This is a genomic window from Rhizobium sp. KDH_Rht_773_N, from assembly GCF_052946295.1.
This window is the reverse complement of sequence record NZ_CM129525.1, coordinates 2,938,649-2,963,864: the sequence shown is the minus strand read 5'-3', so window position 1 is coordinate 2,963,864 and position 25,216 is coordinate 2,938,649. Positions and strand designations below refer to the sequence as shown.

Below are 25,216 nucleotides of genomic sequence, written 5' to 3'. Positions count from 1 at the left end.
GATTTATACTTTCTCGACTTCCGGTCGCCCGAGGATGCCCGTCGGCTTGAAGATCAGCACGAATGCAAGGATGGCGAAGGTGGCGACATCCTTGTACGCGATGGTGAAATAGGCCGACCACAGGGATTCGATGAGGCCGATCATCAGCCCGCCGAGAACGGCGCCCGGCAGCGAGCCGATGCCGCCGAGAACGGCTGCGGTGAAGGCCTTGACGCCCGGGATGAAGCCATCCGTGAAGGACGCGACACCGTAGTACATCAGGAACATCGTGCCGGCGACGGCAGCGAGCGCCGCACCCATGACGAAGGTAATGGAAATGGTCTGATCGACATTGACGCCGAGCAGAGCCGCCATCTTGCGGTCCTGTTCGGTGGCGCGCTGGGCGCGCCCGAGCGCCGTCTTGTTGACGAGATACCAGAAGGCGGCAAGCAGGACGACCGTCACGACAATGATGATGATCTGCTTCAGCGAGATCGAAATGCCGCCGATATTGTAGACCGTGCCGACGAGCGGCGGGATCGGCTTGTTGCGCGGACCCTGCGTGACCTGGATGAAGTTGGACAGCGTGATCGACATGCCGATCGCGGTAATCAGCGGCGCCAGGCGGAACGAACCGCGCAGCGGACGGTAGGCGACGCGCTCGATCGTCCAGTTCCACAAACTCGTCATCAGCATCGCGACCACAAGCATTGCCAGCAGCAGCACGGCTACCGGAAGACCTGCAAAGATGGATGTGAGAACGAGAAAGACGATAAGAGCAGCGAAACCACCAAGCATGAAAATGTCGCCATGGGCGAAGTTGATCATGCCGATAATGCCGTAAACCATCGTATAGCCAATAGCCACAAGGCCATAGATGGATCCGAGAGTCAGCCCGTTGAAGAGCTGCTGGACGAAATACTCCATATGTCATTTCCCCTGGATGCGAACCAAATTTAAGTTGCATCTCTTATTGGTTTTATCGCACGTGCTTTCACACGAGCCACTAGTCGCATTGCATAGCGGTTTCGTCGGAAATGTGAAGACAAAAAGGATTTACTGGGCCAGAATTTTGGGCAAACAGGCTTAAATGGCGCAATTCGAACCAAAATCCACACAAAAACGGCATGAAATGGCAAATTTTTAGCCAGAGCCATTAATCTTTTGGCGCGAACCCGGTCAGGAAATACCCGCCTCGTGCGTAATCTATTCCACAAATAAGGAAGATGGCGAAATTTCAGCCTCCGGGATGCCGGCAATTGCGAATGCCATTTCATGAGCATCGCTCACGATGCGCTTTGTACCGGCCCGCGAGCCTGTGCTAGAGTTGCAGCTTCCCGGCAAGGGGATGCGGCAACGGCTCCCATGCACTATATGAGGCGCAGCAGTCTCAAGGCGAATTCGCGGACGAACGGCAGGATCATGCTGAGCACATTTGAACGGGCGGCGCTCGAAGCCGGCAGGGCCATCATCGAGGTCTTCTGCAACGGCTGCCCGGTGGAAATGAAGGCTGACGAAAGCCCCGTGACGGTCGCCGACCGGGAGGCCGAGCGCATCATACTGACGCATCTGGAACGCGATTTCCCCGACATCCCCGTCATCGCCGAAGAATCGGTGGCCGCCGGCAAGGTGCCCGACATCGCCGGAAAGTCGTTCTTCCTCGTCGATCCTCTCGACGGCACCCGGGAATTCCTGGACAAGCGCCAGGAATTCACGGTCAACATCGCCTATGTGGAAAATGGCGCTCCCGTCGCCGGCATTGTCTTTGCCCCGGCCCTCGGCATCGCATTTTCCGGCGAGCGCGCGCATGCAGAAAAGCTGGTGATCGACGAGAATTTTGCCATAAAGGCAAGAATGCCGATCAAAGTGCGCAAGCGGCCAGCGGAAACCCTGGCGCTCGCAAGCTTTCGGCACGACAGTCCCGAGACCGGCCTCTTCCTTGCGAAACATGCGATCTCCAAATGCACCAATATCGGCTCGTCCCTGAAATTCTGTCTGCTGGCGGAAGGCAAGGCCGACGTCTACCCGCGTTTCACCCGCACGATGGAGTGGGATACCGCAGCCGGCGACGCAGTGCTGCGCGCAGCAGGCGGTTCGACCGTGACGATGGACGGCCGGCCGCTCATCTACGGCAAGACCGGTGCGGCTGCCGATTTCGACTTCGCAAATCCCCACTTCGTCTCCTGGGGCGGCACCAAGCCTGTGCTTGAGCAGGCATAACGATCGCCGCCCCCGGCGTCTTTGCCTTTGTCGCGGCATTGTTCCGCGCGACTGCCGGGCACCCGAGCCCGGATGTTTCCGGCCGGGAGAATCACCCGGCAATTTCCGTCTCCGCTTTTCACCTCGATAACCCGTGCGCCACCTTGCGGCCGCATGCGCCTCGACACAATGTCGCCACAATCCGCGCCGCCGCGCCAATGTGACTTCGGTAACATCGCCGCGACGGGCAGACATAATTGTGACAGTCAGACCATAGTTTCGGAAGGTTGGTTCCGGCCGCCTCCCCTCGCTCCCATTCCGGCACAATAGACGACCAATTCCATTCCGGCAGGGCCAGGATCGCCTTGGCGGCGACGGGAATGGCACGTTTTGGTACGGTGTAGGCCACAACCATCACAACCGTCGTTTGCTGTCCCGAATCTGCCAAACACATAAAATTCCTAATAAAAATCCCGGTTGAAAAATAAAACTCCTGATTTTGCATAAACTTAACGCAACTGCGAAGTTTGCTGCGATGCGAAATTTCTCTGGACTCGGTTAAACAAATGTCGCAAATTTAGGATGTAGTAGGGTTAAACGTCGCCTAACATTGTCGCGCCTTATTCTGGCGCTAACCAAGCCAGCGAATGACACCGCCGAAAGCTTCAAAATACAAAGGGTAGATCCTTGAGCGTCATGGACCTTAACAAAAGTATTTCTGAAGAGAGCTTTCGCGTTACGCCTGTTCGTCAGGTCAACGCGAGGTTCCCAGTTACCGCACTCGACAGCATCGTTCCGCCCCCCGCCTCGGTGCAGTTCGTGCTGAAGCGAGCCTTCGATATTTTTGCCTCGATCAGCGCGCTCATCGTGCTTGCCCCGCTGCTCCTGGTCGTCGCAGCCCTGATCAAGATGGACAGCCCCGGTCCCGTTCTTTTCAAGCAGACGCGCTGGGGCAAGAACTGCCGCGCCATCAAGGTCTACAAGTTCCGTTCCATGCGCACGGACATGCAGGACGTCACCGGCGTCGCGCAGACGGTCAAGAACGACCCCCGCGTCACCCGCGTCGGCGCCTTCCTGCGTCGCTCGAACATTGACGAGCTGCCGCAGCTTCTCAACGTGCTGAAGGGCGACATGTCGGTCGTCGGACCGCGCTGCCACGCGATCGGCATGCGTGCCGGCGGCATGCTCTACGAAGAACTCGTTCCACAATATCATCACCGCCACGCCATGCGTCCGGGCATCACCGGCCTGGCGCAGATGCGCGGCCTGCGCGGCCCGACGGACCGCCCGGCCAAGGCGCGCGCCCGCATCGCCAGCGATCTCTATTATGTCGAGAACTTCTCGCTGCTGATGGACATGCGCATCATCGTCGGAACGCTGATTTCCGAGCTGAACGGCGGCAAAGGCTTCTGATGGAATAAAGGGTATCGGCTGTTACAGCAGCCGGTACCGGAATGCCCGGGCAACCGCCTGCATGCGGTTGACCGAATCCAGCTTGCGCATCGCGCTCTTCAAATATCCCACCACCGTATGCGACGACAGGTCGAGAATGATCGCAATTTCGTCGCTGCTCTTGCCTGCAGCCGACCAGCGCAGACATTCGATCTCGCGCCGGGTGAGCGTTTCGGATGGCCGGTCTTCCGGCTTCTCGTCGCCCGGCAGCGTGTCCAGGAGCTCCATGCAGCCATAGAGCAACGCCATCGCCTCCTCGTGGGAAGGCATGGCGCGCGCGCCCGAAAAAGCGAATATGTATTGTTTCAGGTCAGCGTCGTGCAGCGCGAGCGCGAAGGTGCGCTGCAGCCCGTGCATCTGAAACATCGTGTTGAGACGGCGGTTTTCCTGATTCGCCGCATTGCCGCCGAAAGGCCCCTCCTCGCAGAAGACAGGCATGATCGTGCGCTTCATGACGGCGACCAGCTTGCTGCAATAGAAGAGGTCCGCCTCCTCATAGAAATTGATGAGGCTCTGCGGCCAGTTGCTGACCAGCTTGTTTTCGAGAAAGGCCGTGCGGTCCCCGCGCGGGAAGACGGAAAACAGGTAATATTCGAACCCGGCGGCCTTCGCCAGCGCGTCCAGGCGGCTTGGGCCGTCGACGGCGGAAACGCCGCCAAAACGGGCCTCGGACGCAGAAAATGCGGCATCATCGGCGCAGTCGCGGACTGCGCGTTCACGTCTCTTCATTCTCGAGTTCCTTCACGGGCCTGGCTTCGGCTCTGCCTCGCAACCGGCCGCGGATTGGACGCGCCGGACGATCGGAAAGACGGCATTTGCCCCGCATCCGAAGGACACGAAGCAATCAAACGGCAATCTTTATTGATACTGCGAGAAGAGCGGAAACGAAGTCTTTGCGCTCATACTTATGTTGCAGCGCTTATAAGATTGTGCGGGAAGAATATGTAACATTTATTCCGCATGGCTCCCATGCAGCCGCCTCAAATTGACGTAACGGCAGGCACCCGCAAATCAGCCGTCCGGGCGCGCGTCTAAATTTGTTATCAAAGTCTTACGATGCGTTTAGGCAATTTTTAAATGTGGCAAGTTAGAGTGGCGCCCGTGGTCTTGCGTTGTGTAGAGAGTCCAATGACCGAAATGATACGTCCCCGAGTGAAATATGTCATCGGCCCCGATGGCAGCCCCCTGACGATTGCGGATCTTCCGCCGCCCAATACGCGGCGCTGGGTCATCCGCCGGAAGGCAGAGGTTGTCGCGGCAGTTCGCGGTGGCCTGTTGAGCTTGGAAGAAGCCTGCGAGCGGTACACGCTCACTGTCGAAGAATTCCTGTCCTGGCAGTCCTCCATCAACAGCCATGGCCTTGCCGGCCTGCGCACCACGCGCATCCAGCAATACCGCCACTGAGCCACCATTCGCTGATTATTTCGGGCCGGACGCATTTCCCTTGAGGGAATGAAGAAGGCCCGAAATCATTGCCGAGGCCGCGTAACACCAGAGGCCGGGCTGCGTAAACGCATTCGCAAGTCCCGTCGTCTTCGCCGCCGCAATCACGATCGCGACGAGCAGCACATCCATCATAGACCACTTGGACAGATGCGGCACGACATTGCGATAAAACAGGCTGCCGGTGCCGCCGGCAGCCTCCGATTCAGCCGCGATCCCGATCATCTTCAGAACCGGCAGCACGATCGAGACAAGCGCAACGAGCGCAGCAAGCGCCATGTCGCCGCCGGTCCAGAGCAAAGCCACGATCTGCAGGAGTGACGGCGTCTCGTCGAAGAACCAGAGCTTCTCGAAACGGATGAGCGGAAGCACAAGGCCGAGCGCCAGCAGGAACGGCGCCGCTACCATGAGAACGGGCCGGATCGCCGCAAGCCTGTTCAAGTTTCCCCTCCCCTTTTGAACACACTGTCTCCTGCCGCCACGCTTGGCATGCCGATGCGGCCATGTCACGCTTCCGGCCATATAATTCTTCAGGAGACAGGCATGGATATCAGGATTGAGGAAAACGGTTCCGGCGGCCGCTACGTTGCGACTGTGGAAGGCCATGATGCGGAAATGACCTATTCCCGCACATCGCCGAAACTTATCATCATCGATCATACCGGCGTGCCGGACGCTTTGCGCGGCAAGGGCGTCGGCCAGGCGCTCGCCCTTCATGCGGTCGAGGCGGCCCGCAAGGGCGGCTGGAAGATCATCCCGCTGTGCCCCTTCTTCAAATCACAGGCGCAGCGCCACCCCGAATGGAACGACGTGGTGAACTGAGAAAGCCGCCTGGCGCGGCAGAAACACCAAAAGCCATGCATGACGGACACCGCGCCCGTCATGCATGGCTTCTGTGTTAATCCCCCAAGGCGCCGGGCATCGGCGCCCGCAGTATCGTCAGGCCCTGGCGCGGACTGCGCCGTCGCGCTCTTCGAGCGCCGTCGCCCTGGCATATTCCGCCTGCATTTCCTCGAGCGCCAGTTCCAGCGCCTCCTCCTGAACCTTCAGTTCCTTGATCGAGACCTGAAGATTGTCGGCACGCTGACGTGCGGCCTTGGCGAAGGTCGGATATGCAAAGTGATTCGGGTCGGAAATACCGGACTTCTTTTCCTCGACGACGATCTGGCTCTCCAGATCCTTCGTCATCCGTTCAAATTCGGACATCATCATCTGCAATTGCTGCAGCTGACGACGTTTTTCGTTAACCTGAAACTCCTTCAGGCGAACGAGGCTCTCTCGCGACTTCATACGCATTACTCCCGTGATGCGAGACCCCGGCTCAACTTGAAACCGCCCTTGCGCGCCGCTTTGACACGGTTTGCCGAAAAATTTCCTGCGATATTAACAAAAACCTACCGCTGGTAACCTTTCGTTTACGGGCATCGTTAATGATAGGCCCGATGATTTAAGGCTCGGTAAATGCCAGGACAGGAAAACCGAACCTTTTCATTAGCGAGTCGGATGAATCACTTAGCGCTGTTTCTTAATGTCGAAGTTGAGAATAGGGTTTTGAGATTCCCATTGGAAAACAGAGAAATGGAAAAATTATTTAATAAATTCGATACTCCTTGCCAGAGTGAATTAGAATTTGTTAACCATTTCGTGGCAGCTTCCAAATCACGTAGCTTATTCGGTATCGCGTAGGGGGCCATGCCACCTTTCGGCGGCGGTAAAGGGGATAATTATGCGGGTACTTCTCATCGAGGATGACAGCGCTACGGCGCAGAGCATCGAACTGATGCTCAAATCTGAGAGTTTTAATGTTTATACGACGGATCTCGGCGAAGAAGGCGTGGATCTGGGCAAGCTATACGATTACGACATCATCCTTCTCGATCTGAACCTTCCCGACATGTCCGGATATGAAGTGCTGCGCACTCTCCGCCTGTCGAAGGTCAAGACGCCGATCCTCATCCTTTCGGGCATGGCCGGCATCGAAGACAAGGTTCGCGGTCTCGGCTTCGGCGCCGACGACTATATGACCAAGCCGTTCCACAAGGACGAGCTCGTCGCCCGTATCCACGCCATCGTCCGCCGCTCCAAGGGCCATGCCCAGTCGGTCATCGTCACGGGCGAGCTCATCGTCAACCTCGACGCCAAGACCGTCGAAGTCGGCGGCCAGCGCGTGCACCTGACGGGCAAGGAATACCAGATGCTGGAGCTTCTCTCGCTCCGCAAGGGCACCACGCTCACCAAGGAAATGTTCCTGAACCACCTTTACGGCGGCATGGACGAGCCGGAACTGAAGATCATCGACGTCTTCATCTGCAAGCTGCGCAAGAAGCTCGCAAATGCTGCCGGCGGCGCCAACTATATCGAAACCGTCTGGGGCCGCGGCTATGTGCTGCGCGAGCCCGATGGTGCCGAATACGCCGAAACCGCCTGATCCGCCGAATCCCCTTATCCTTGAAAGTCCCGCCCTTGTGGCGGGATTTTTGTTTGGGCGCGGCTATCGCGAAATGAAAAAGCCGCCCCGAAGGACGGCTCCCGTTAACGATTGGCGCGGCCCGTCAGGCGGCGATTGCCCGATTTCCGAACACGGCGGTAAGGATCTTGCGGTCGAAGGGCTTGAGCAGGAAGTCGGTCGCCCCGGCCCGTTTGCCGGCCATCAGCTTCTTGAGATCCGCCTCGATGACGCAATAATAGATCTTCACCTCTTTGCCGCCATCCATGGCGCGGATGGCAGCGATGAGATCGAGCGCTCCCTCCATGCCCGAATCGACGATCAGATATTCGGGAAGTTCGGCCTGGCAGCGCTGCAGCGCCTCTTCGGCATTCGACGCTTCGCTGACCAGGAAATCGAGCTCGGAAAGGATTCGCTTGCCGACCTTACGAACGATGTCCGAACTGTCGGTGATCATGAATCTCTGCATGGCAGCTCCTTACCCCTCGCGCCGTCTCCGTCGAGGGCCTTCCTAACCTTCGAAGATAGGTCGATCAGGCTAAGGAATCGTTACCGCCGCCGCTTCGATCAGCAATCGGTGAACTACGCGGCAGCGACCTTGGCAGTGAAGACGATCTCTTCGGCGCCAACCACATGATCCAGGACCATGCCGCATTCTTCCGCCAGCAGCACCGTGTAGTAAGGCTGGATCGAATGCGCATCGATCGCCTCTTCGACGGTGCCGGTGGCGATTTCGATGAATTTCGGCGGCACGCGCATCAGCTTGCCCTTGGCGACAAGCGTGAAGCTCGCATCGAATTCCGGATTTTCCAGCGTGATATCCAGACTGCCGCCGCGCGGGATGGAGGAATAGGCGACGAGGAAGAGGTTCAGGAGCAGCTTGACCCTGTTCTTGGCGACGATCGCGCGCGGACCGTTCCATGTCACCTCGGTCTTCTTTTCGGCCACCGCGAAGTCCTTGGCGGCGCGTTCCGCCTCGCCGGTATCGATCGAGGCGCCGACGGAACCGGAGGCACCGAAAGCAAGACGTGCGAATTTGAGGCGAACCGAAGCATTGAGCGCGCTGGTGCGGATGAGATCCATCGCGTCCGAATCCGCTCCGCCTTCGTCCAGAAGCTCCAGGCCGTTGTTGATCGCGCCCACGGGCGAGATCACGTCATGGCACACGCGGCTGCACAGAAGTGCTGCCAGGTCCGGGCCGGACAGAGTGAGATTCGGGTTCTTGGACATCATCGTCTCCTGAGGGCGGCAGTGTCATTCCACCCGGTAGTGTGCCTGATCAAAATTGCGCGAAGTTTGCGACCGTACTCATCGCCATAATGACACCATATTTGGTAAACCGATTGTTAAGACGATCGGCGCAAAATGCATCAAATGCCAATGCCTCTGACAATGACGAATGGATGACATCATGCGCCTCCAATTTCTCGGAAGATTTATCGGCTTCTGCAGGTTGCTGACCGCGATCATGGTATCCTCGGTGGTCGTGGCCGGACAGGCTGCCGCGCAGGACAACGGCCAGTACACGATGCAGGAGATCGTCGATGCCGGCCACTCCTTCTTCGGCTCCACCAGCGGCGGTCTGGCCAAGGTTGTTGAAAACGCCTTCCAGAAATACGGCCTGCCCAACGGCTACATTCTCGGTCAGGAAGGCGGCGGCGCCTTCATCGCCGGCCTCACCTACGGCGAGGGCCAGCTCAACACCAAGAATGCCGGCGAACATCCGCTTTACTGGCAGGGTCCGTCCCTCGGCCTCGATTACGGCGGCCAGGGCTCCCGCGTCATGATGCTGGTCTATGACCTGCCCTCCATCGATTCCATCTATGCGCGTTTCGGCGGCGTCAGCGGCTCGGCCTATGTCATTGCCGGCTTTGGCATGACGCTGCTCAAGAACAACAATGTCCTGGTCGTACCGATCCGCACCGGCGTCGGCGCCCGTCTCGGAATCAATGTCGGCTACCTCAAGATCACGCCGAACCCGACCTGGAACCCCTTCTGAAAAGCCGGAACCGGCGCTAATATCCTTGGGAATATGGTCCTGCCGGTGCGCGCAGCCTTGCCGATGCGGCGGCTGCGTGCTTAATCAACCGGACTGACCCGTATCAACCTTCGAATCGATGGCCGCGCCGTGATCGAATATGCTCTTTTGTTCGGATTGGGCTTCCTGACCGCGGCCTTTCTTGTCTTTCTGATCTCGCCTGCCGTCCATCGCCGCATCGTCTGGTACACGGAAAACCGCCTCAAGGCGACGATGCCGCTGAGCCCGCAGGAAGTGCGGGCGCAGAAGGACATGGTGCGCGCGCTCTACGCCGCCGAAAATGCCCGCACGGCGCAGGACCTGCAGCGCGAACGCGAGAAATCGCTCTCCCTGCAGCTTCGCCACGACGCGCTCGCCGTCGATGCCGGCAGACTGGCCTCCGAAGTCAACGAGGCGCGCGCGCAGATCGGCGAAATGCAGGTTGAGGCGGCCGAGCAGCGCTCGCACCTGCGCAAGGACGAAAACTATATCAGCCAGCTGAAGACCAGCCTGCACATTGCCGAACAGGCCGGCTCCAACAAGGATAGCGAACTGGAAACGCTGCGTGCGCGGCTTTCCAAGCTTGCGGAACAGACGGACAGCCTGAAGATCGACCTTGCAGCGCGCGAGACGGAAGCCGAGAACCTGAAGTTCCGAGCCAACGCGCTGCGCGAGGAACGCGATACGATCCGCCAGGACATGATCGTGTTGCAGAAGCGCGCCAAGGACGCCGAACAGAAGCTCAGCCAGCAACAGCACATGGTCATTCGCCTGGAAGACAAGGCCGCCCGCGAGGCTGCCTCCGCGGCAGACAAGGAAGTTCTTCTCGGCCGCCGGCAGCAGGAAATCGCCAGGCTGAAGGATCAGCTGAAGGCCGCCAATGCCGAACTGCGCAAGGCCGCCAAGGTGCTGCGTGATGCCGGCCTCGCCAAGTCGCTGGCCGATCTGCCCGCCGAAGCGGCCAGCGAGGCGGAAGCCTCCGAACTCGATCTCACCGCCATCGCCGCGCAGATGAGCGACAATGTGCGCCGGCGCAGCGCAGCCCTTGCCGACCATCTGTTCAAGGCAAGAAACAACACGGGACGCGATGGCGCGCTTCGCGAGGAAATTACCTCGATCGCCGCCAACATGGTGGCGCTCACAGCCCTCAAGGAAGGCCCGTCCTCTCCGATCCTTCCCCTCCTTCCTGCCGCCGGCGAGAAGAAGGGAGCAAACGACCGCGTGAACCTCGCCGACCGCGCGGCTGCGATCATCGCCGATCCGCAGCGCTGAACCGTCAGATCCGCGCCATCGCCGAGGATATGGCAAAGAGCGCGATACCCGTCGCCGTCGCCACGTTGAGACTGTCCAGCCCGTCGGACTGGGGAATGCGCGCGCTGCGGAACCGGGAAAGCACTGCCTCCGGCAGCCCCTCGCCCTCGGTGCCGACGACGAGCGCCATGCGATCGCAAGCCGGTATCCGGCGGATGTCCGTTTCGCCGCGCGGAGAAAGCGTCCAGATGGCAAAGCCGCGCTCGGCAAGGCTCGACAGCAGCGCAATCGCATCCCCGCCGCGGTGGTAGGGCGTGCTCAGCACCGAGCCGACCGAAACACGCAGCGCCTTGCGGTAGAGCGGATCGCAGCACGTCTCGTCAAGAAGGATCGCATCCGCCTTGAAGGCAGCGGCATTGCGAAACATCGACCCGGCATTGTCGTGATTGAAAATGCCGCAGCCCACCAGAACCAGCGCCCGCTCGGGCAGTCCATCGAGAAGCGCAGCCTCCGCCGCCTGCTCCCGCCGCCCGAGAGCGAGCACGCCGCGATGCATGTTGAAGCCGACGATACCGTCCAGAACATCGGCATCCGCCACATAGACCGGCACCTCGACGGGAAAGCGGTCGAGAATCTCGGACACGCCCTCGAGCCGGTTGCGGAGCAGCAGTATCTTTTCGGCCGAAAATCCCCGGCCCGCAGCATGCGCCTCGGCAAGCATGCGCAGCACGACCGTGCCTTCGGCGATGAAGCGGTTCTGCCGGCCCGTCAGGTCGCGCTCGCGGATGTCGCGAAACTCCGCAATCCGCGGGTCGCCGGGGTTTTCGATCGTGACGGGCTTTGCGGCCATGCCGGCCTCAATTGCCCGACAGCGTGATATTGGCCACGATCCGGCCTGCCTTGATGTCGAAGACCAGCGCCTTGCGCTTGCCGTCGACATCGGTGCCATAAAACAGGATCTGTCCGCCGGAAAGCGACGTCTGCTCGATCCTGAAGCCGAGCGGCAGCGAAGCGGTTGCCGTTACCGGTGCGTCTGAAGGAACGCCGGAAGAGCCTGCAGATGCCGTGGCCTGGGACGGTTCGGCACGCGTCACCTTGTAGACAACGGCGCCGAAGACCGCCATAAGGCTCACGAACATGATGGCGCCCGAGACGATCTGCAGGCGAACCATCTTGCGCCGGACATTTTCCATAGCCGGATCGAGGGGCTTTTCTTCCTGCTCGTCGTCGGCTGGCTCGAATTTCGTCATCTATGGCGTCCCGTTCTAAAAATACGTCGGAGAAGAAGCGTCTTGAGCGACCCCTTTAAACAAGCAGATGACAATAGAAAAGTCCTGACCGCCGACGAGACGGCCGAAGGCCGCCTCGATGCCTGGCTGACCGCGCAGGTCGGCGAGGAGTTTTCCCGCAGCCGCATCAAGGCGCTGATCAAGGACGGGCAGGTATTTTTGAAGGGCGCGCCCGTTACCGACCCGCAACGCAAGGTGCGAGCCGGCGACAGCTACGAGATCACCCTGCCCGAGCCTGAAGATCCGGCCCCGAAGGGCGAGGCTATTGCGCTCGATATCCTCTACGAGGATGAAGACGTCATCGTCATTTCCAAGCCTGCCGGCCTCGTCGTCCATCCCGGTCCCGGCAACTGGACCGGCACTCTCGTCAACGCGCTGATCCACCATTGCGGCGACACGCTCTCCGGCATCGGCGGCGTGCGCCGCCCCGGCATCGTGCACCGCCTCGACAAGGATACGACCGGCGTCATGGTCGTCGCCAAGAACGACGTGGCCCACCGCCATCTCTCGCTGCAGTTTGCCGATCACGGCCGCACCATGCCGCTGGAACGCGCCTATCAGGCGATCGTCTGGGGTCGTCCACGCGCGCTCTCGGGAACGATCGACGCGCCGCTCGGCCGCGCCACCGGCGACCGCACCCGCCGCGCCGTCAAGCGCGCCGACAGCGACAATGCCGACGAGGCGATCACCCATTACGAAGTGCTCGAACGCTTCCACGAAAACCCGGATGCCAGCGCCCTCGCCTCTCTCGTCGAATGCCATCTGGAAACCGGCCGCACTCACCAGATCCGCGTTCACATGGCCCATATCGGCCATCCGCTGCTGGGCGATGCCGTCTACGGCGCCGGCTTCAAGACCAAGGCCAATCTACTGCCAGACGAGGCCCGCAAGGTCGTCAGGACGTTCAGCCGCCAGGCGCTGCACGCCTACATGCTGCAATTCGAGCATCCGCGTACCGGCGAGGTGATGCATTTCGAAGTGCCGTTGCCGGATGACATGATCGAGCTTGCCGAAGCGCTGCGCGGCTGAGAGGTTGCGACCGCTATTTGGCGCCTGCACCCAGGATCCGGTGCGTGGCATTGTCGAGAGCATGGCTGGTATCGCGCCCATCCTCCGCCAGTCCCCTTGCGGTATTGGCGCAGGATGAAAGAACGGCCGAAAGCGAAAGCAGCAGGATGGCGGCAAAAGCTGGTCTGGTCATCAGGTTCCCCTCATCGAAGCGGCCAGGCAAGAGTGCCGCCGCCACTGGAAAAATGCGGCAGCCGCCTGTAAAATCAATGCCGGCGGCAGGCGCCGGCCAAGGCCCGATAACGGGCTCGTGAACGCCGGGACCACCTTGAATCCCCGTTTCGCCATACTTATCTGTAAATGGACCTATTGCGGGCTTGGAGAGAGCCGCATGTCCCGGTTTGCCTTTAACGCGAGGGCGCGTTCCATCGGGAACCGGAGTCCATATAAGGAGGGTGCATTATGGCCCGAAATAACTTGCCGTCCATTACCGCCGGCGAAGCCGGTCTCAATCGTTACCTCGACGAAATCCGCAAATTCCCGATGCTGGAGCCGCAGGAAGAGTACATGCTCGCCAAGCGTTACTCCGAGCACGGCGATCGCGACGCCGCCCACAGGCTCGTCACCAGCCACCTTCGCCTCGTCGCGAAGATCGCCATGGGCTATCGCGGCTACGGCCTGCCGATCGGCGAAGTCGTATCCGAAGGTAACGTCGGCCTGATGCAGGCCGTCAAGAAGTTCGATCCGGAACGCGGTTTCCGCCTTGCAACCTACGCCATGTGGTGGATCAAGGCCTCGATCCAGGAATATATCCTGCGTTCGTGGTCTCTGGTGAAGATGGGCACGACCGCCAACCAGAAGCGCCTGTTCTTCAACCTGCGCCGCCTCAAGGGCCGTATCCAGGCTATCGACGACGGCGACCTGAAGCCGGAGCATGTGACCGAGATCGCCACCAAGCTGAACGTCTCCGAGGAGGAGGTCGTTTCGATGAACCGTCGCCTTTCCGGCGACGCATCGCTGAACGCCCCGATCAAGGCCTCCGAAGGCGACAGCGGCCAATGGCAGGATTGGCTCGTGGACGACCACGACAGCCAGGAAGACGTGCTGATCGAGCAGGATGAGCTCGATACCCGCCGCCGCATGCTGTCGAAGGCCATGAGCGTGCTGAACGACCGCGAACGCCGCATCTTCGAGGCTCGTCGCCTTGCCGAAGATCCGGTGACGCTGGAAGACCTTTCGGCCGAATTCGACATCAGCCGCGAGCGTGTCCGCCAGATCGAGGTCCGCGCCTTCGAAAAGGTGCAGGACGCGGTCCGCAAGGAAGCGCTGGAGCGCGCCAAGGCCGTGCGTGTGGTCGAAGCCACAGCATAAGCCGGCCGCAGTAACGACATGAAAAAGGCGGGTCTTTGCGGCCCGCCTTTTGTTTTGCCCGGCTTTTCAGGGATCTTCGACCTCACTGGCTGGTCGAGAGATCTCCGAGCGCCGTCCATTCCTTGATCGCCGTGTTGAAGGCATTCCCGCCAGTGGCGCCCTTCTGCATGGTCAAGAGCGCCCGGCGGCCGTTGCGATAGGTGATCGGAATGTCGATCCAGTCGCGGGTGGCAAGAAGGTCCAGATTGGCCTTGCGCGCATCCGGATAGTCGTTGAGCGCGATCATGTGGAAATCGTCGGTGATCTTGGCCGGAACCGCAATCAGCGGATCGCCGCGATCCTGCTCGGTGCGCTTCATCGAAATGCGCTGGACGCTGTCGATGCTGCCGCCTTCGAAATTCGGCGGAACCGAGAAGACGATCTCGACCAGATGGCTTGCCGGCAGCGACGGATCGGAATTGCGCTTGAAGGTCAGCAGTGCCGAAAGGTTGCGCTCCGGCACGGTGACATTGCCCTGCACGGTGGCTTCCTGACGGCCGTCCTGTCCGGCTTCGTGCTGCACGGTCCAGACGACGGCCCCCTCGATTGCCGTGGGCGAACTTTCACCGATCCGCTCCTCGTAGAGGAACATCTTTTCGGTGGCGCCGACAGGCGTGCTCTGTGCGGCGGGCGCTGCGACAGCGCCGTTCGGCGTCAGGTTTTCGGCCGGCGCAGCGTCGGACTGCACGCTCGGCGCGCTGGTATCGGCGGCAGCGACATTCTGCTCGGCGACCGACTTGCCTTCCGCCGTCGGCGTGCCCGGCACGGCCGCAGGTCCGCTATCGACTTCGGTGCCATCGGCAAGCAGCCGCTGGGTGAACTTGGTATTGGCGGCCGAACCGTCGAGCGAGGCGACTTCCTGGTTGGCTCGCGCCGGCGGCGTCGCAGCCCCCTCATCCGTCGCCCGGGGTGTTGCGGATGTGCCGTTCTGCTGCGCCGGAGACGTTGCCCCCGGCGTGGCCGCGTCGTCACGCGCCGCCTGCGACGGCGCCGAGCTGACGAGACCGTCGACCATTGCCATTACCGCTTCGCGGTTCGTCCAGCCGGCATAGGCGCCGCCGCCAAGAATGCCGAGCGTCACGAGCACCGCCAGGATCGTGCCGATACCGAAGCGGCGGCGCTTGGGCTCCATGCGGAAGCTCTTGCCCTGCATCTTGGAAGCGACGATCTGGTCCAGATCCATCGGCGGATTGCTGTCGTCGTCGTCGGCTGCAGCGTTGCGGCGGTCGTAACCACGCAGCGCACGCGCCTCGCGCCAGCCTTCGCCGGGGGCTGCGGCCGGTGCGGGAGCCGCCGAACTGGAGCCGTTGCCGGCATGCACTTCCGCAAAGATATCGACGTCGTCGAAATGCGCGGAAACGGGCGTCTTCTTGTCCGTGCCAGCCTCGATCGGCGGCAGGTCGTCGAAGGCGGCCGCTTCCCAGGAGAAGTTTTCCTTGGCAGCCGGCATGGCGGCCGGCGAAGCACCGTTTCCGAGTGTCGAGACCTCGTCGAAAGCGCGTGCCGAAGCATCGGCGGGAACGGCAGGCGTAGCCTCGGCAAAGGATTGGAGCTCTTCGCGCGCCCACTCGGTCTCGGCTTCCTGCGGTATGGGAGCCGGCGTTTCGGCAGCCGGCTCGGACCACATGCGATCGAAATGCGCTGCCGCATCCACCGCAATCGGTTCCTCGCGCGTGTGCTCGATGAAGTCGTTGGTCTGCGGCTGCGATTGCGGTTCGAAATCGGCCATCGGCTCGACAAGCCGATTGGACGCGCGGTCCAGGCCGCGCGGCGCCGGCTGGTGAACCTCTTCCTCCACCTCGCCGGCGGTTTCGGCTACCGGCTCGGCAGCGACCTCTTCGGGACGCGGCTCTTCGCGGAAATATTCCTCCGCCGGTTCATGAAGGTGCTCGGGCTCTGCATGATCCTGAGCCTCCTCCGGCGCGCGCCATTCCTCTGCCGGCGCCTCCTCCTCATGAGAGGGATGCCATCCGGCGTGCTCGGGCACGGCCTCTTCGGCGGGAGCAGCCGCCTGGACGACCTCTTCCGGCTCGGCAGCCTGCTCGTAGACAGGCTCCGCGTCCTGCCGGTCATCGCTTTCGTCGGCAGGCGCCTCGGCAACAGAGGCCGCCTGCCCGGGCTCCGGTTCGGCTTCGTGTTCGGGCGCCGGCTCCTGATAGGCTTCGGGCTCCGGAACGGCTGCGACAGCCTCTTCGACAGGCATGGCTTCCGAATGCTCGGCCTCGACTTCGCGGATTGCGGCCTCAAGCTTTTCAAGCTGGCGTTGCAGCATGGCTTCCGGCGGACGCGGCTTCATGTTCTCGAGCTGCCGCTGCACTGCGCCGCGCGCACGCTCGTAGACCTTCACCCGCATCTCGGGGGTATTTTCAGACAGGCCGTCGACTGCCCGCCGAATAACTGCAATAAAATCCGCCATCAGTACTTTCTCAAGAAGTCCGGCACACTCCCGAACGGTCGCCTTAAGTGACCCGCGACATTAATCCTCAAACGGATCGGTCACAAGTATGGTGTCGTCACGCTCAGGGCTGGTGGAAAGAAGCGCAACGGGCGCGCCGATAAGCTCTTCGACCTGGCGAACATATTTGATCGCCTGCGCCGGCAGATCCGCCCAGCTGCGAGCGCCGACCGTCGATTCCTTCCAGCCTTCCAGCGTGACGTAGATCGGCTCGACCCGAGCTTGCGCTGCCTGGCTTGCCGGAAGATGGTCGATCTGTTCGCCGTCGAGCGTATAGCCGACGCAGATCTTCAGTTCGTCGAGGCCGTCAAGCACATCGAGCTTGGTCAGCGCAATGCCGCTGATGCCGTTCGTGGCGACCGACTGGCGCACGAGGGCTGCGTCGAACCAGCCGCAGCGACGCTTGCGACCCGTCACCGTGCCGAATTCATGGCCCTTCTCACCGAGGAACTGACCGATTTCGTCCATCAGCTCGGTCGGGAACGGACCTTCGCCGACTCGCGTCGTATAGGCCTTGGTGATGCCGAGAATATAGCCGAGCGAACCCGGCCCCATGCCCGAACCGGCCGCGGCCTGGCCGGCCACCGTGTTGGACGAGGTCACGAAGGGATAGGTGCCGTGATCGATATCGAGCAGGCTGCCCTGCGCGCCTTCGAACAGGATGCGGGCGCCCTTGCGGCGCTGCTTGTCGAGGAACAGCCAGACCGTATCGCGGAACGGCAGAACCCGATCGGCGATCGAGGTCAGTTCGTCCATGATCGCCTGATGGCTGACTTCGGCAACGCCGAGGCCGCGGCGAAGCGCGTTGTGGTGGGTCAGGATGCGGTCGACCTTGCCCGGCAGGGCTTCGAGGTCCGCAAGATCCATGACGCGGATGGCGCGACGGCCGACCTTGTCTTCATAGGCCGGGCCGATGCCGCGCCGCGTCGTGCCGATCTTGGTGCCGCTGTTGGAGGCCGCGTCTTCGCGATAGGCATCGAGTTCGCGGTGCAGGGACAGGATGAGGGTCGCGTTGTCGGCGATGCGCAGGTTTTCCGGCGTCACCTTCACGCCCTGCGCCTCCAGCCGGCCGATCTCGGCGATCAGCGCATGCGGGTCGACGACGACGCCGTTGCCGATGACGGCCATCTTGCCGGGGCGCACGACGCCGGAAGGGAGCAGCGAGAGCTTGTAGCTCGTGCCGTCGATGACGAGCGTATGGCCGGCATTGTGTCCGCCCTGATAGCGCACAACGATGTCAGCACGTTCCGAAAGCCAATCGACAATCTTGCCCTTGCCTTCGTCACCCCACTGCGAACCGACCACGACCACGTTCGTCATCTAACTCTTCCTGTTACCGGCGGAGAACCGCACACCTGCTCAAACCCGCGCATCTATAAAGCTTTGTTTTTGGGAAAGCGACCCTGTTGTCACAGCAGATTCGGCTTTTTACGTGACAAATCAGCCGCCGGCAGGCTAAGCCCGATCATAAAAGCCCGCCAGAGACGACATGCACGGAAAGAGCCCCTTGCAAGCCACAGCCTATATCTGCCTCGTCATTGCGACGCTCTGCTGGGGCGGCAATGCCGTCGCCGGCAAGCTGGCGCTCGGCCATGTCAGCCCGATGATGCTGACTTTCCTTCGCTGGTTTCTGGCGCTCGTGCTGATCGCCGCCGTCTCGCTGCCGCAGTTGAAGAAGGACTGGCCGGTGGTGCGCAAGAACCTGCCCCTGCTCTTCTTCTACGGCGTGATCGGCTACACGACCTTCAACGCCATGCTCTATTCGGCCGTGCAATACACGACGGCAATCAATGTCGCGATCGAGCAGGCCGGCATTCCCATGCTGATCTTCCTCCTGAATTTCGTCTTCTTCCGCACCGGCGTTTCGCTGGCCCAGGTGATCGGCTTCGGCATGACGCTTGTCGGCGTCGGCCTGACGGCTGCCCATGGCGATCTCGAAACGCTGCTGCAGTTGAGCCTCAACCGTGGCGACGGCCTGATGCTGATCGCCGTTGCCGCCTATTCCGTCTATACGATCTTCCTGCGCTGGAAACCCGTCGTCGACTGGCGCACGCTGATGGCAATCCCGGCGCTTGGTGCCGCCCTGACCGCCCTGCCCCTGCTGTTGTGGGAAGCCTCCCGCGGGACGGCGCAATGGCCTGACGGCGAAGGCTGGGCGATCGCCGTCTACACGGCAATTTTCGCCTCTCTGCTGGCACAGATACTGTATATCAGGGGCGTCGAGGAAATCGGCGCCAACCGCGCCGGCCTGTTCATCAATCTCGTTCCCGTTTTCGGCACGCTGCTTTCCGTGGCATTGCTCGGCGAAACGCTGCAGCTTTTCCACATGATTGCGCTCGTGCTGACGCTCGGCGGCATCGCCATCGCCGAAACCGGCCGCCCGAAGGCGGCGGCGCCCACCGTGCCGGCTTCGCCCGTCGACTAACCGAGTTCCAGCGTCGTCACGCCATAGACGTTCTTCAGCGGGATTTCCGGAGCCGGACCGCGATACATGCGCGCGGTTTCCATGACGGGTTCGAGCCCGATGCCTTCGGCAAGCGCAATCGCTTCGCCATTTCCGGCCGGGATATCGATATAGATCGACGCGCCGTGCGCCTGTGGAATGAGACCGGCCAGAAGGGCGGCCGCACTGTCTGCGTCGCCGGCAAAAAGCGGGCCGATCTTAAAGCCCTCGTAACAGCGGCGGATCGTGCCGTAGCCGCGGATCTTGCCGCTCTTGCGCACGACAAGCGAACTGCGCCCCTTGCGCGCCGTGCACCAGGCGGCCAGGAAAGCTGCCCGGGGCTGCGGGAAAATACCGTTGTCGTAGCGCAGCAGGCCCTCGAGCCGCGCATCCGGAACCGGCTGCGCGACGAGTGACGATTGCGGCACCGATGTCGGCACGCCGCCATAACGGATCGTGTTGTAGGCAACCTCGAAACCGGCCTTGCGGTAGGCTGCCTGCTGGGCGGCAACGCCATCGAGGCCGATCGTGCGTTCCCCCGCCGATGCGATACCGGCATTCCAGATTGCCTTGCCGAAACCCCGCCCGCGGAAATCGGGATGTACGATATAAAGACCGAGAAAGGCGAAATTGTCGCCATATTTGACGACCGAGATGGAGCCGACCGGCACCTCGCCGATGGCGCCGACGAAAAATCCGGAAGGATCGGCTTCGTGGAATGCGATCGCATCGTCGAGGCCGGGATTCCAGCCCTCCTGACGTGCCCATTCCAGCGCAAGCTCCAGTTCGCCGGGCCGCATGGAACGAACGGCAAATTCCGAATTCATGCAACCTTCCCAGATTGAAACCCGCAAGTCCATTTTCTGATGCGCCAAGCAATCGCCAAGTCGATTGTCCCTGCGCTCAGACCGGTGATGATGAACTTGCGTTCACGGCTTGAACGATGCGTGTCGTCGTTTTGAAATGCAATGCAAAAGAACTTCGATCTCGCCTTAGCATGAAACAATGTAATTGCAATCTCAAGAAAATTACTACGCCCGCAGGATCCTTCCGGCGGGCGCAAATCGAAAGACGAAACTGTCAGGTATTGAAGCCTTAGCGCAGAAACGGCCCCAATGCTTCGGCAGCGCTGATGGTCTCGGCCGCCTGATTGACAACCCTGTCGAAGACAAAGCCGACGACGATAGTCAGCTGCTGCGAATAGGCCTTGAGCCGATAGCCCTCGCCTTCGGCCTGGACCGGCGCTTGCAGGGCCAAGGGCACGTTCGGGCGAACGAAACCGGCGCTCGTCGTCAGCGGCTCCTCGGGCAGGTGGCCGATGGCCGACGTATACATGAGATCGCGGCCAAAGCCGCCCGGGCCGAAAGCGAAAGCCGGCTGGCTTGCGCCCGATGCCGCAATTGCGAGTGCGGCGACAAGAAGAAGTCTGCTCATCGAAAGTCCCCGTTTCCAGCCGGCCGGCTGTTTTTACCTGGCCGCAGCGCCGGTCGCATCTGTCCATGCCCGCCGCTTTCATGAGGCTCACTCTACATGCCGCTATTTGCAGGCCTTTTAAGCCGATCCCTACAATTTTATTGAAACGCGGTTTTTTAGACTGTCGCTGTCCAGGTAGAAAACAATCTTTACCATACGCCTTGACGGTATCTTCGCATCCTTACTTTTAAGCTGCCTCAAAACGAAACAGGGCCAAAAACGATGCACGAAGTTCCCGTCAAATCCAGGATCATCCAGAACGTCTATTTCAGCCAGGAAGACGGGCGCCTGCGCATCTGCTTCCGCAACGGCGAGGAGCGCCTGTTCGAGGGCGTGCCGGCCGACGACGTCAGCACCATGGTGACGGCGCCCTCGCCGGGCCAGTATTATATCGACCGGATCAGAAAGCGTTACCGGCGCATCGCGGCCTGACGCATTTCGAAAGCTTTGCCGGCGCGACTTGAAAGCGATCGCGCCGCCCCCGGACCGAGATCGATTGCCACATCGGCGCGAGCCTTATAAATGATGACTTCAATTGTCCGAGGTCTCGCGAACTGACGATGCCATCGTCCGATCAGAACATGAAACTGGCGCCGCAGCCGAAAAAGGGCCGCGCCGTCATGTGGCTGCTGATTGTTCTGTCCGTCTCGATCGTTGGCGCAACGGTGCTGCTGTCGAATGACATGCGGCACCTGAAGTCGCTCGCCCACTCTTTCGGCATAGAGCTTTTCCCGCCCGCAGCGCCCCCGCCTCCGCCGCCGCCCAGGGTTTTCCGCCGCACCGAGCCGGTCAGCATCAAGATCGCGCCGCGCATGTTCGACCCGCCGCAGCCCGCACTCGCGAGCGTCTTCCTGCGCACATGGCGGATTTCCGGACCGGTCATGTGCGAGGCGCTGCGCTCTGCTGGCGTCGAAACCAGCGAATGGACGGAAACGGCCTTCAATTCCGATACGTACGAATGCTCCTACGAACATATCTACAAGAAGGAGAAGGAGCATATCGCCAGCTCGCTCTTCCTCGTCGTGCGCGGCAATGGCAGGGGCACGATCACCAGCATGCGCGTGAAGCTCGTCGGCCCCGCGACCGACGGCAACGGACAGCTCGACCCGGGCATATTGCGCATCTTCGAAACCATGCTGACGCAGCCGGCCTGGCTGGATTTCCACGAGGCGCTGGCGGCGATCCGCAATCTGAAGGATGTGAAGGAGGAAGGCTTCGGCGCCCTCATCAACTTCACCCAGGAATATTCGCGGCCGGGCGCCTTCAACTTCACGCTCCTGCTTCAGGAGACCTCCGCCCAGCAGCGCCGCACCAAGGACTACTTTTCCCCGAAGACCTGGCTGCCCGCGCCCGACCCCTCCTGGCTGGTGCCGGAACTCATCTTCTGGCGGCGCGTGTAACTACCGCGCGCCGGCAAAGAGCTGCGGCCGCGGCACTCCCTTGAGCAGTCCTGCAAGATCCTGACCGTCCCGCAGGCAGCTGACCATGAACAGTTTCGGCGCCAACGCCTTGCGGCGGCACGCGATGAGGCCGCGGCGCAAGACTGTCCGCAAGGCCCCTGCCGCATTCTGACCGCAGGCGAGACGCCGCCCGTTCGCATCCACACAGAGCGCCCGCGGAGCGATGCGCGGGACACCGGCAAGGACGAAAGTGTTGCCGTCGAGGGAAAAGGTCGCGTTGTCGATGACCGTCAGGGACCGTCCCGCCGAAAACTTGAAGGGATAGCTATCGGGCACGCGCTCATAGGGCTGGTGGCCCGGATCGACATGAACCGGCACGGAGGTCCAGATCGCCCCGCTTTCCGCATCCATCCGCGGCGTCGCATCGACCGGAGAGGCGACGAGATAGGAGGCGAGAGCCATCGCGCCAATAACGGCCGCGAACGCACAACAGACGCGGCCGGCAAGGAGGAGCAGTTCTGCAATCACCCGCAAGGTCATCCCCGTTTGAAGGCTGGACGCAAACGTCTTCGAACACGCGCTGGAGGAGCATGTTTCCACCCCAGGGCGTGCGCAATCCTCCTAATCCTTCCGAGCTAATTTAGCGCGTCAAACTTCAGACGCATTTAACTCAAAATAGGTGCGGCTCAGCGCTTTCGATCCTTGACTTGAATCGACCAGAGATTAGCTTTGGGGCTGTCTTGAACCGCTCGTCGGATCCAGCAGCCACCTCTCTCGCGCGAAACACATCGGGGAGTACCGCATGGAAACTAGACTGCAGTCCAAACTCATTGAAGCGATCGACTACAAGCGCGAGACCCGACACCTCACGCTCTATCTGACCAACGGCCAACGCCGGCATTACGAGGACGTCCCGGAAGGCATCGTCGTCGGACTGACCGCAGCAGCTTCGCCTGGCGATTTCTACATGAGCCAGATCCGGGGCCGCTTCCGCACGACCTGAAAAATACGGCACGCACCCAAGGCGTGCCGTGTCGGCGCACCCGGAACCAGCCCGGGCCGTTCACCGGCTGGACCGGCAAAACCGCAACCCTCCGACCATCCACTCGATCTCAGCTGCAAATCTCAGCCGGCAACGCTTCGCGATTTGTCGTCGTGGCCGGTCGCTGCAAGCAGGCTTCCCGTATCGGCCGCACTGGAAGGATAGCCGAGGGCAAAACCTTGCAGGCTGTCGCAGCCGAGCCGTGACAGCGTGACCGCATGCGCCTCGGTCTCCACCCCCTCGGCAATCACCTCGACATCGAGCGCCTTGGCGATCTCGACGATCGATCCGACCACGCGCCTCTGCTCGGCCGATTCCACAACATCGGTAACGAGCTGGCGGTCGATCTTCAGCCGCTTCGGTTTCAGGCGCACAAGGCCGATCAGCGAGGCGTGGCCGGAACCGAAATCATCGATCTCGATATCGATGCCCATCTGCTTGATGAGGTCGATATTGGCGAGGAATTTCTCGTCGCAATCATCGAGGAAGATCGTTTCGACCAGCTCGAAGACGATGGCGCCCGGCGGGATGGCCAGCCGGCGCAGCTTGTCCAGCAGCGCGGGATCGGCAAGACGCCCGGGCGAGATGTTCACGGCGATGCGCGGCACCTTGCAGCCCGCAGCCTGCCAAGCAAGGCGATCCTCGAGCGCGCGCTGCAATATCGCAGCATCGATATCGGCCGAAAGCCCGTACTCATCCGCAACGCGCAGGAAAACGCCCGGCGCAAGCAGGCCCTTTTCCGGATGGTTCCAGCGCGCCAGCGCCTCCAGCCCGGTGATCTCGCGGCTGCGCGCGTCGAGCTGCACCTGGTAGTGGGGAATGATCTCGCCCTGTTCCAGCGCCTGGGCCAGATCCTCGGCCAGGCGACGCTTGCCGCGCAGGTCGTCCTGAAGCTGCCGGCTGAAGAATTCGATACGGTTGCGGCCGAGCTTTTTTGCCTGGTAGAGCGCCAGATCGGATTCGGCGAGCAGATTGCGCGCCCGTTTGTCGTTGCTCCAGGAAACGCCGATCGAGGCGCCGGACTGCAGCATCTCCTGCCCGAAGCGGATTTTCTTGCGTAGCCGCCGCTGCACGTCCTCGACGATCGCGGTCAACGCGTCGAGGCCGGCGAAATTGACCAGAACGATGACGAAATCGTCGCCGCCGACACGGGCGGCCATGCCATCGGGGGGAATGGCCGCCAGGATTCTGAGGGATGCCGCGCGCAACACGGCATCGCCGGCAGCGTGCCCGTGGCTGTCGTTGATCTGCTTGAACTGGTCGAGATCGAGATGCAGGACCGCAAGCGTCGATACGCTCTTGTCCGCCAGCAGCTCCGCAAGCCGCCTGTCGAGCAGGCGCCGGTTCGGCATGCCGGTCAGGTAATCGTGATTGGCGACATGCTCGATCCGCGCATTGCTTTCTTCGAGTGCCAGCGCGCGGGCTTCCGCCATCATCTTCTGCTTGCCGAGCTCGGCATTGAGCAGCACGTCGGAGGTCACGTCCCATTCGGCGCCGATGAAGGACGGCGTTCCCTCCTCGTCGACATAGAAATGCGCGCGTGAGCGCAGATGCCGGATCTCCCCGCTCGGCAGAATGATGCGGAACTGGGAATTGTAGGCGCCGCGTTCAGAGATCGCCCGCTCGAAATCCTGCTCGGCCCGTTCCCGGTCCTCGGGATGAATGGCATTCGTCCACACCCAGGTCGGCACTTCCCGATCCGTCTGGCCGGTACTGTACAGGCGGTGCATCTGCGCATCCCAGAGAATAGCATCCTTGTTGATACTATGCTCCCACACACCAATCTGCGAAGCATCAAGCGCCAGCTCCAGTCGCCGAAGAAGATCCTGGAACTCCTGCTCTGATCGCGTTGGTTTATTCTCGGGCAATTGGTCTCAGCCTTGGAAGCCTGCAAAAACTGATAATATAG

At 61.3% G+C, this 25,216-nt stretch carries 27 protein-coding genes and 1 pseudogene; 13 read left to right on the top strand and 15 right to left on the bottom strand.

Going from position 1 to position 25,216, the window contains the following annotated elements; translation table 11 throughout:
• Nucleotides 1–3: 3 nt before the first annotated feature.
• Nucleotides 4–906 carry an ABC transporter permease subunit gene (locus ACU8HS_RS14580; protein ID WP_112562821.1) on the bottom strand — a complete coding sequence of 301 codons (903 nt, stop codon included), beginning with the start codon at nt 904–906 and terminating at the stop codon, nt 4–6.
• A gap of 495 nt (nt 907–1,401) precedes the next feature.
• Between ACU8HS_RS14580 and cysQ the strand changes: the two genes are divergently transcribed.
• Nucleotides 1,402–2,199, top strand: a complete 798-nt coding sequence (gene cysQ, locus ACU8HS_RS14575) for a 3'(2'),5'-bisphosphate nucleotidase CysQ (RefSeq protein ID WP_112753728.1) — start codon at nt 1,402–1,404, stop codon at nt 2,197–2,199.
• A gap of 675 nt (nt 2,200–2,874) precedes the next feature.
• The gene (locus ACU8HS_RS14570; protein ID WP_112705957.1) at nt 2,875–3,591 is read left to right on the top strand and encodes a sugar transferase; all 717 of its coding nucleotides are present in this window, start codon (nt 2,875–2,877) and stop codon (nt 3,589–3,591) included.
• Nucleotides 3,592–3,612: 21 nt separating this feature from the next.
• Here ACU8HS_RS14570 and ACU8HS_RS14565 read toward each other — a convergent pair whose 3' ends face one another.
• The gene (locus tag ACU8HS_RS14565; protein ID WP_113413553.1) at nt 3,613–4,359 is read right to left on the bottom strand and encodes a LuxR C-terminal-related transcriptional regulator; all 747 of its coding nucleotides are present in this window, start codon (nt 4,357–4,359) and stop codon (nt 3,613–3,615) included.
• 399 nt (nt 4,360–4,758) lie between these two features.
• Here ACU8HS_RS14565 and sciP point away from each other — a divergent pair, with 399 nt between their 5' ends.
• Nucleotides 4,759–5,034 carry a CtrA inhibitor SciP gene (gene sciP / locus ACU8HS_RS14560; RefSeq protein ID WP_007533628.1) on the top strand — a complete coding sequence of 92 codons (276 nt, stop codon included), beginning with the start codon at nt 4,759–4,761 and terminating at the stop codon, nt 5,032–5,034.
• A 15-nt stretch (nt 5,035–5,049) separates the two neighbouring features.
• On the opposite strand, the gene ACU8HS_RS14555 is transcribed toward sciP, so the two are convergent.
• Nucleotides 5,050–5,481 carry a paraquat-inducible protein A gene (locus ACU8HS_RS14555; RefSeq protein ID WP_447015908.1) on the bottom strand — a complete coding sequence of 144 codons (432 nt, stop codon included), beginning with the start codon at nt 5,479–5,481 and terminating at the stop codon, nt 5,050–5,052.
• 135 nt (nt 5,482–5,616) lie between these two features.
• On the opposite strand from ACU8HS_RS14555, the gene ACU8HS_RS14550 reads away from it, so the two are divergent.
• Nucleotides 5,617–5,895, top strand: coding sequence for a GNAT family N-acetyltransferase (locus tag ACU8HS_RS14550; protein ID WP_112562830.1), 279 nt, complete (start codon nt 5,617–5,619; stop codon nt 5,893–5,895).
• Between the two features lie 117 nt (nt 5,896–6,012).
• On the opposite strand, the gene ACU8HS_RS14545 is transcribed toward ACU8HS_RS14550, so the two are convergent.
• On the bottom strand, nt 6,013–6,363 hold the full coding sequence (locus tag ACU8HS_RS14545) for a flagellar export protein FliJ (RefSeq protein ID WP_112543982.1): 351 nt from the start codon (nt 6,361–6,363) through the stop codon (nt 6,013–6,015).
• Nucleotides 6,364–6,799: 436 nt separating this feature from the next.
• On the opposite strand from ACU8HS_RS14545, the gene ctrA reads away from it, so the two are divergent.
• Complete coding sequence (ctrA, locus tag ACU8HS_RS14540) at nt 6,800–7,501, top strand: response regulator transcription factor CtrA (protein WP_112562832.1); 702 nt, start codon at nt 6,800–6,802, stop codon at nt 7,499–7,501.
• 124 nt (nt 7,502–7,625) lie between these two features.
• On the opposite strand, the gene ACU8HS_RS14535 is transcribed toward ctrA, so the two are convergent.
• Nucleotides 7,626–7,988, bottom strand: a complete 363-nt coding sequence (locus tag ACU8HS_RS14535) for a response regulator (RefSeq protein WP_112562834.1) — start codon at nt 7,986–7,988, stop codon at nt 7,626–7,628.
• A gap of 113 nt (nt 7,989–8,101) precedes the next feature.
• The gene (gene chpT, locus ACU8HS_RS14530; RefSeq protein WP_112562836.1) at nt 8,102–8,749 is read right to left on the bottom strand and encodes a histidine phosphotransferase ChpT; all 648 of its coding nucleotides are present in this window, start codon (nt 8,747–8,749) and stop codon (nt 8,102–8,104) included.
• Between the two features lie 181 nt (nt 8,750–8,930).
• Here chpT and ACU8HS_RS14525 point away from each other — a divergent pair, with 181 nt between their 5' ends.
• Nucleotides 8,931–9,518: a DUF1134 domain-containing protein gene (locus tag ACU8HS_RS14525; protein WP_112563189.1), complete on the top strand. Its 588-nt coding sequence runs from the start codon at nt 8,931–8,933 to the stop codon at nt 9,516–9,518.
• A 129-nt stretch (nt 9,519–9,647) separates the two neighbouring features.
• Complete coding sequence (locus ACU8HS_RS14520; RefSeq protein WP_113413552.1) at nt 9,648–10,808, top strand: hypothetical protein; 1,161 nt, start codon at nt 9,648–9,650, stop codon at nt 10,806–10,808.
• A gap of 4 nt (nt 10,809–10,812) precedes the next feature.
• Here ACU8HS_RS14520 and ACU8HS_RS14515 read toward each other — a convergent pair whose 3' ends face one another.
• Nucleotides 10,813–11,637: a TrmH family RNA methyltransferase gene (locus tag ACU8HS_RS14515; protein ID WP_447014617.1), complete on the bottom strand. Its 825-nt coding sequence runs from the start codon at nt 11,635–11,637 to the stop codon at nt 10,813–10,815.
• A 7-nt stretch (nt 11,638–11,644) separates the two neighbouring features.
• Nucleotides 11,645–12,037, bottom strand: a complete 393-nt coding sequence (locus ACU8HS_RS14510; protein ID WP_112705961.1) for a hypothetical protein — start codon at nt 12,035–12,037, stop codon at nt 11,645–11,647.
• 42 nt (nt 12,038–12,079) lie between these two features.
• On the opposite strand from ACU8HS_RS14510, the gene ACU8HS_RS14505 reads away from it, so the two are divergent.
• Nucleotides 12,080–13,105: an RluA family pseudouridine synthase gene (locus tag ACU8HS_RS14505; protein WP_113413551.1), complete on the top strand. Its 1,026-nt coding sequence runs from the start codon at nt 12,080–12,082 to the stop codon at nt 13,103–13,105.
• 13 nt (nt 13,106–13,118) lie between these two features.
• Here the strand turns inward: ACU8HS_RS14505 and ACU8HS_RS14500 are convergent, their stop codons facing one another.
• A complete protein-coding gene (locus ACU8HS_RS14500) occupies nt 13,119–13,277 on the bottom strand; it encodes an entericidin (RefSeq protein WP_112563191.1) in 159 nt (52 codons plus the stop codon).
• Between the two features lie 269 nt (nt 13,278–13,546).
• Between ACU8HS_RS14500 and rpoH the strand changes: the two genes are divergently transcribed.
• The gene (rpoH, locus tag ACU8HS_RS14495) at nt 13,547–14,455 is read left to right on the top strand and encodes an RNA polymerase sigma factor RpoH (RefSeq protein ID WP_037104500.1); all 909 of its coding nucleotides are present in this window, start codon (nt 13,547–13,549) and stop codon (nt 14,453–14,455) included.
• Nucleotides 14,456–14,537: 82 nt separating this feature from the next.
• Here the strand turns inward: rpoH and ACU8HS_RS14490 are convergent, their stop codons facing one another.
• On the bottom strand, nt 14,538–16,910 hold the full coding sequence (locus tag ACU8HS_RS14490; RefSeq protein ID WP_447014616.1) for a hypothetical protein: 2,373 nt from the start codon (nt 16,908–16,910) through the stop codon (nt 14,538–14,540).
• 60 nt (nt 16,911–16,970) lie between these two features.
• Nucleotides 16,971–18,269: an adenylosuccinate synthase gene (locus ACU8HS_RS14485; protein WP_112705964.1), complete on the bottom strand. Its 1,299-nt coding sequence runs from the start codon at nt 18,267–18,269 to the stop codon at nt 16,971–16,973.
• 187 nt (nt 18,270–18,456) lie between these two features.
• Between ACU8HS_RS14485 and ACU8HS_RS14480 the strand changes: the two genes are divergently transcribed.
• Complete coding sequence (locus tag ACU8HS_RS14480) at nt 18,457–19,374, top strand: DMT family transporter (protein WP_112562851.1); 918 nt, start codon at nt 18,457–18,459, stop codon at nt 19,372–19,374.
• On the opposite strand, the gene ACU8HS_RS14475 is transcribed toward ACU8HS_RS14480, so the two are convergent.
• On the bottom strand, nt 19,371–20,219 hold the full coding sequence (locus ACU8HS_RS14475) for a GNAT family N-acetyltransferase (RefSeq protein WP_447014615.1): 849 nt from the start codon (nt 20,217–20,219) through the stop codon (nt 19,371–19,373). The two genes, ACU8HS_RS14480 and ACU8HS_RS14475, sit on opposite strands and share 4 nt — an antisense overlap.
• A 268-nt stretch (nt 20,220–20,487) precedes the next feature.
• Entirely contained in the window at nt 20,488–20,826 is a 339-nt protein-coding gene (locus tag ACU8HS_RS14470; protein ID WP_447014614.1) for a hypothetical protein, read from the bottom strand.
• Between the two features lie 261 nt (nt 20,827–21,087).
• On the opposite strand from ACU8HS_RS14470, the gene ACU8HS_RS14465 reads away from it, so the two are divergent.
• Together ACU8HS_RS14465 and ACU8HS_RS14460 are read left to right on the top strand one after the other, a co-directional pair.
• Complete coding sequence (locus tag ACU8HS_RS14465; protein WP_112705967.1) at nt 21,088–21,297, top strand: KTSC domain-containing protein; 210 nt, start codon at nt 21,088–21,090, stop codon at nt 21,295–21,297.
• Nucleotides 21,298–21,425: 128 nt separating this feature from the next.
• On the top strand, nt 21,426–22,265 hold the full coding sequence (locus ACU8HS_RS14460; RefSeq protein WP_113413548.1) for a DUF6030 family protein: 840 nt from the start codon (nt 21,426–21,428) through the stop codon (nt 22,263–22,265).
• On the opposite strand, the gene ACU8HS_RS14455 is transcribed toward ACU8HS_RS14460, so the two are convergent.
• Nucleotides 22,266–22,799 (bottom strand): hypothetical protein, encoded by a 534-nt coding sequence (locus tag ACU8HS_RS14455; protein ID WP_447014613.1) that lies wholly within the window; start codon nt 22,797–22,799, stop codon nt 22,266–22,268.
• 268 nt (nt 22,800–23,067) lie between these two features.
• On the opposite strand from ACU8HS_RS14455, the gene ACU8HS_RS14450 reads away from it, so the two are divergent.
• Nucleotides 23,068–23,268, top strand: a complete 201-nt coding sequence (locus ACU8HS_RS14450; RefSeq protein ID WP_051942244.1) for a KTSC domain-containing protein — start codon at nt 23,068–23,070, stop codon at nt 23,266–23,268.
• A gap of 122 nt (nt 23,269–23,390) precedes the next feature.
• On the opposite strand, the pseudogene ACU8HS_RS14445 reads toward ACU8HS_RS14450, so the two are convergent.
• Nucleotides 23,391–25,201 (bottom strand): annotated as a pseudogene (locus tag ACU8HS_RS14445) (putative bifunctional diguanylate cyclase/phosphodiesterase).
• Nucleotides 25,202–25,216: the final 15 nt, after the last annotated feature.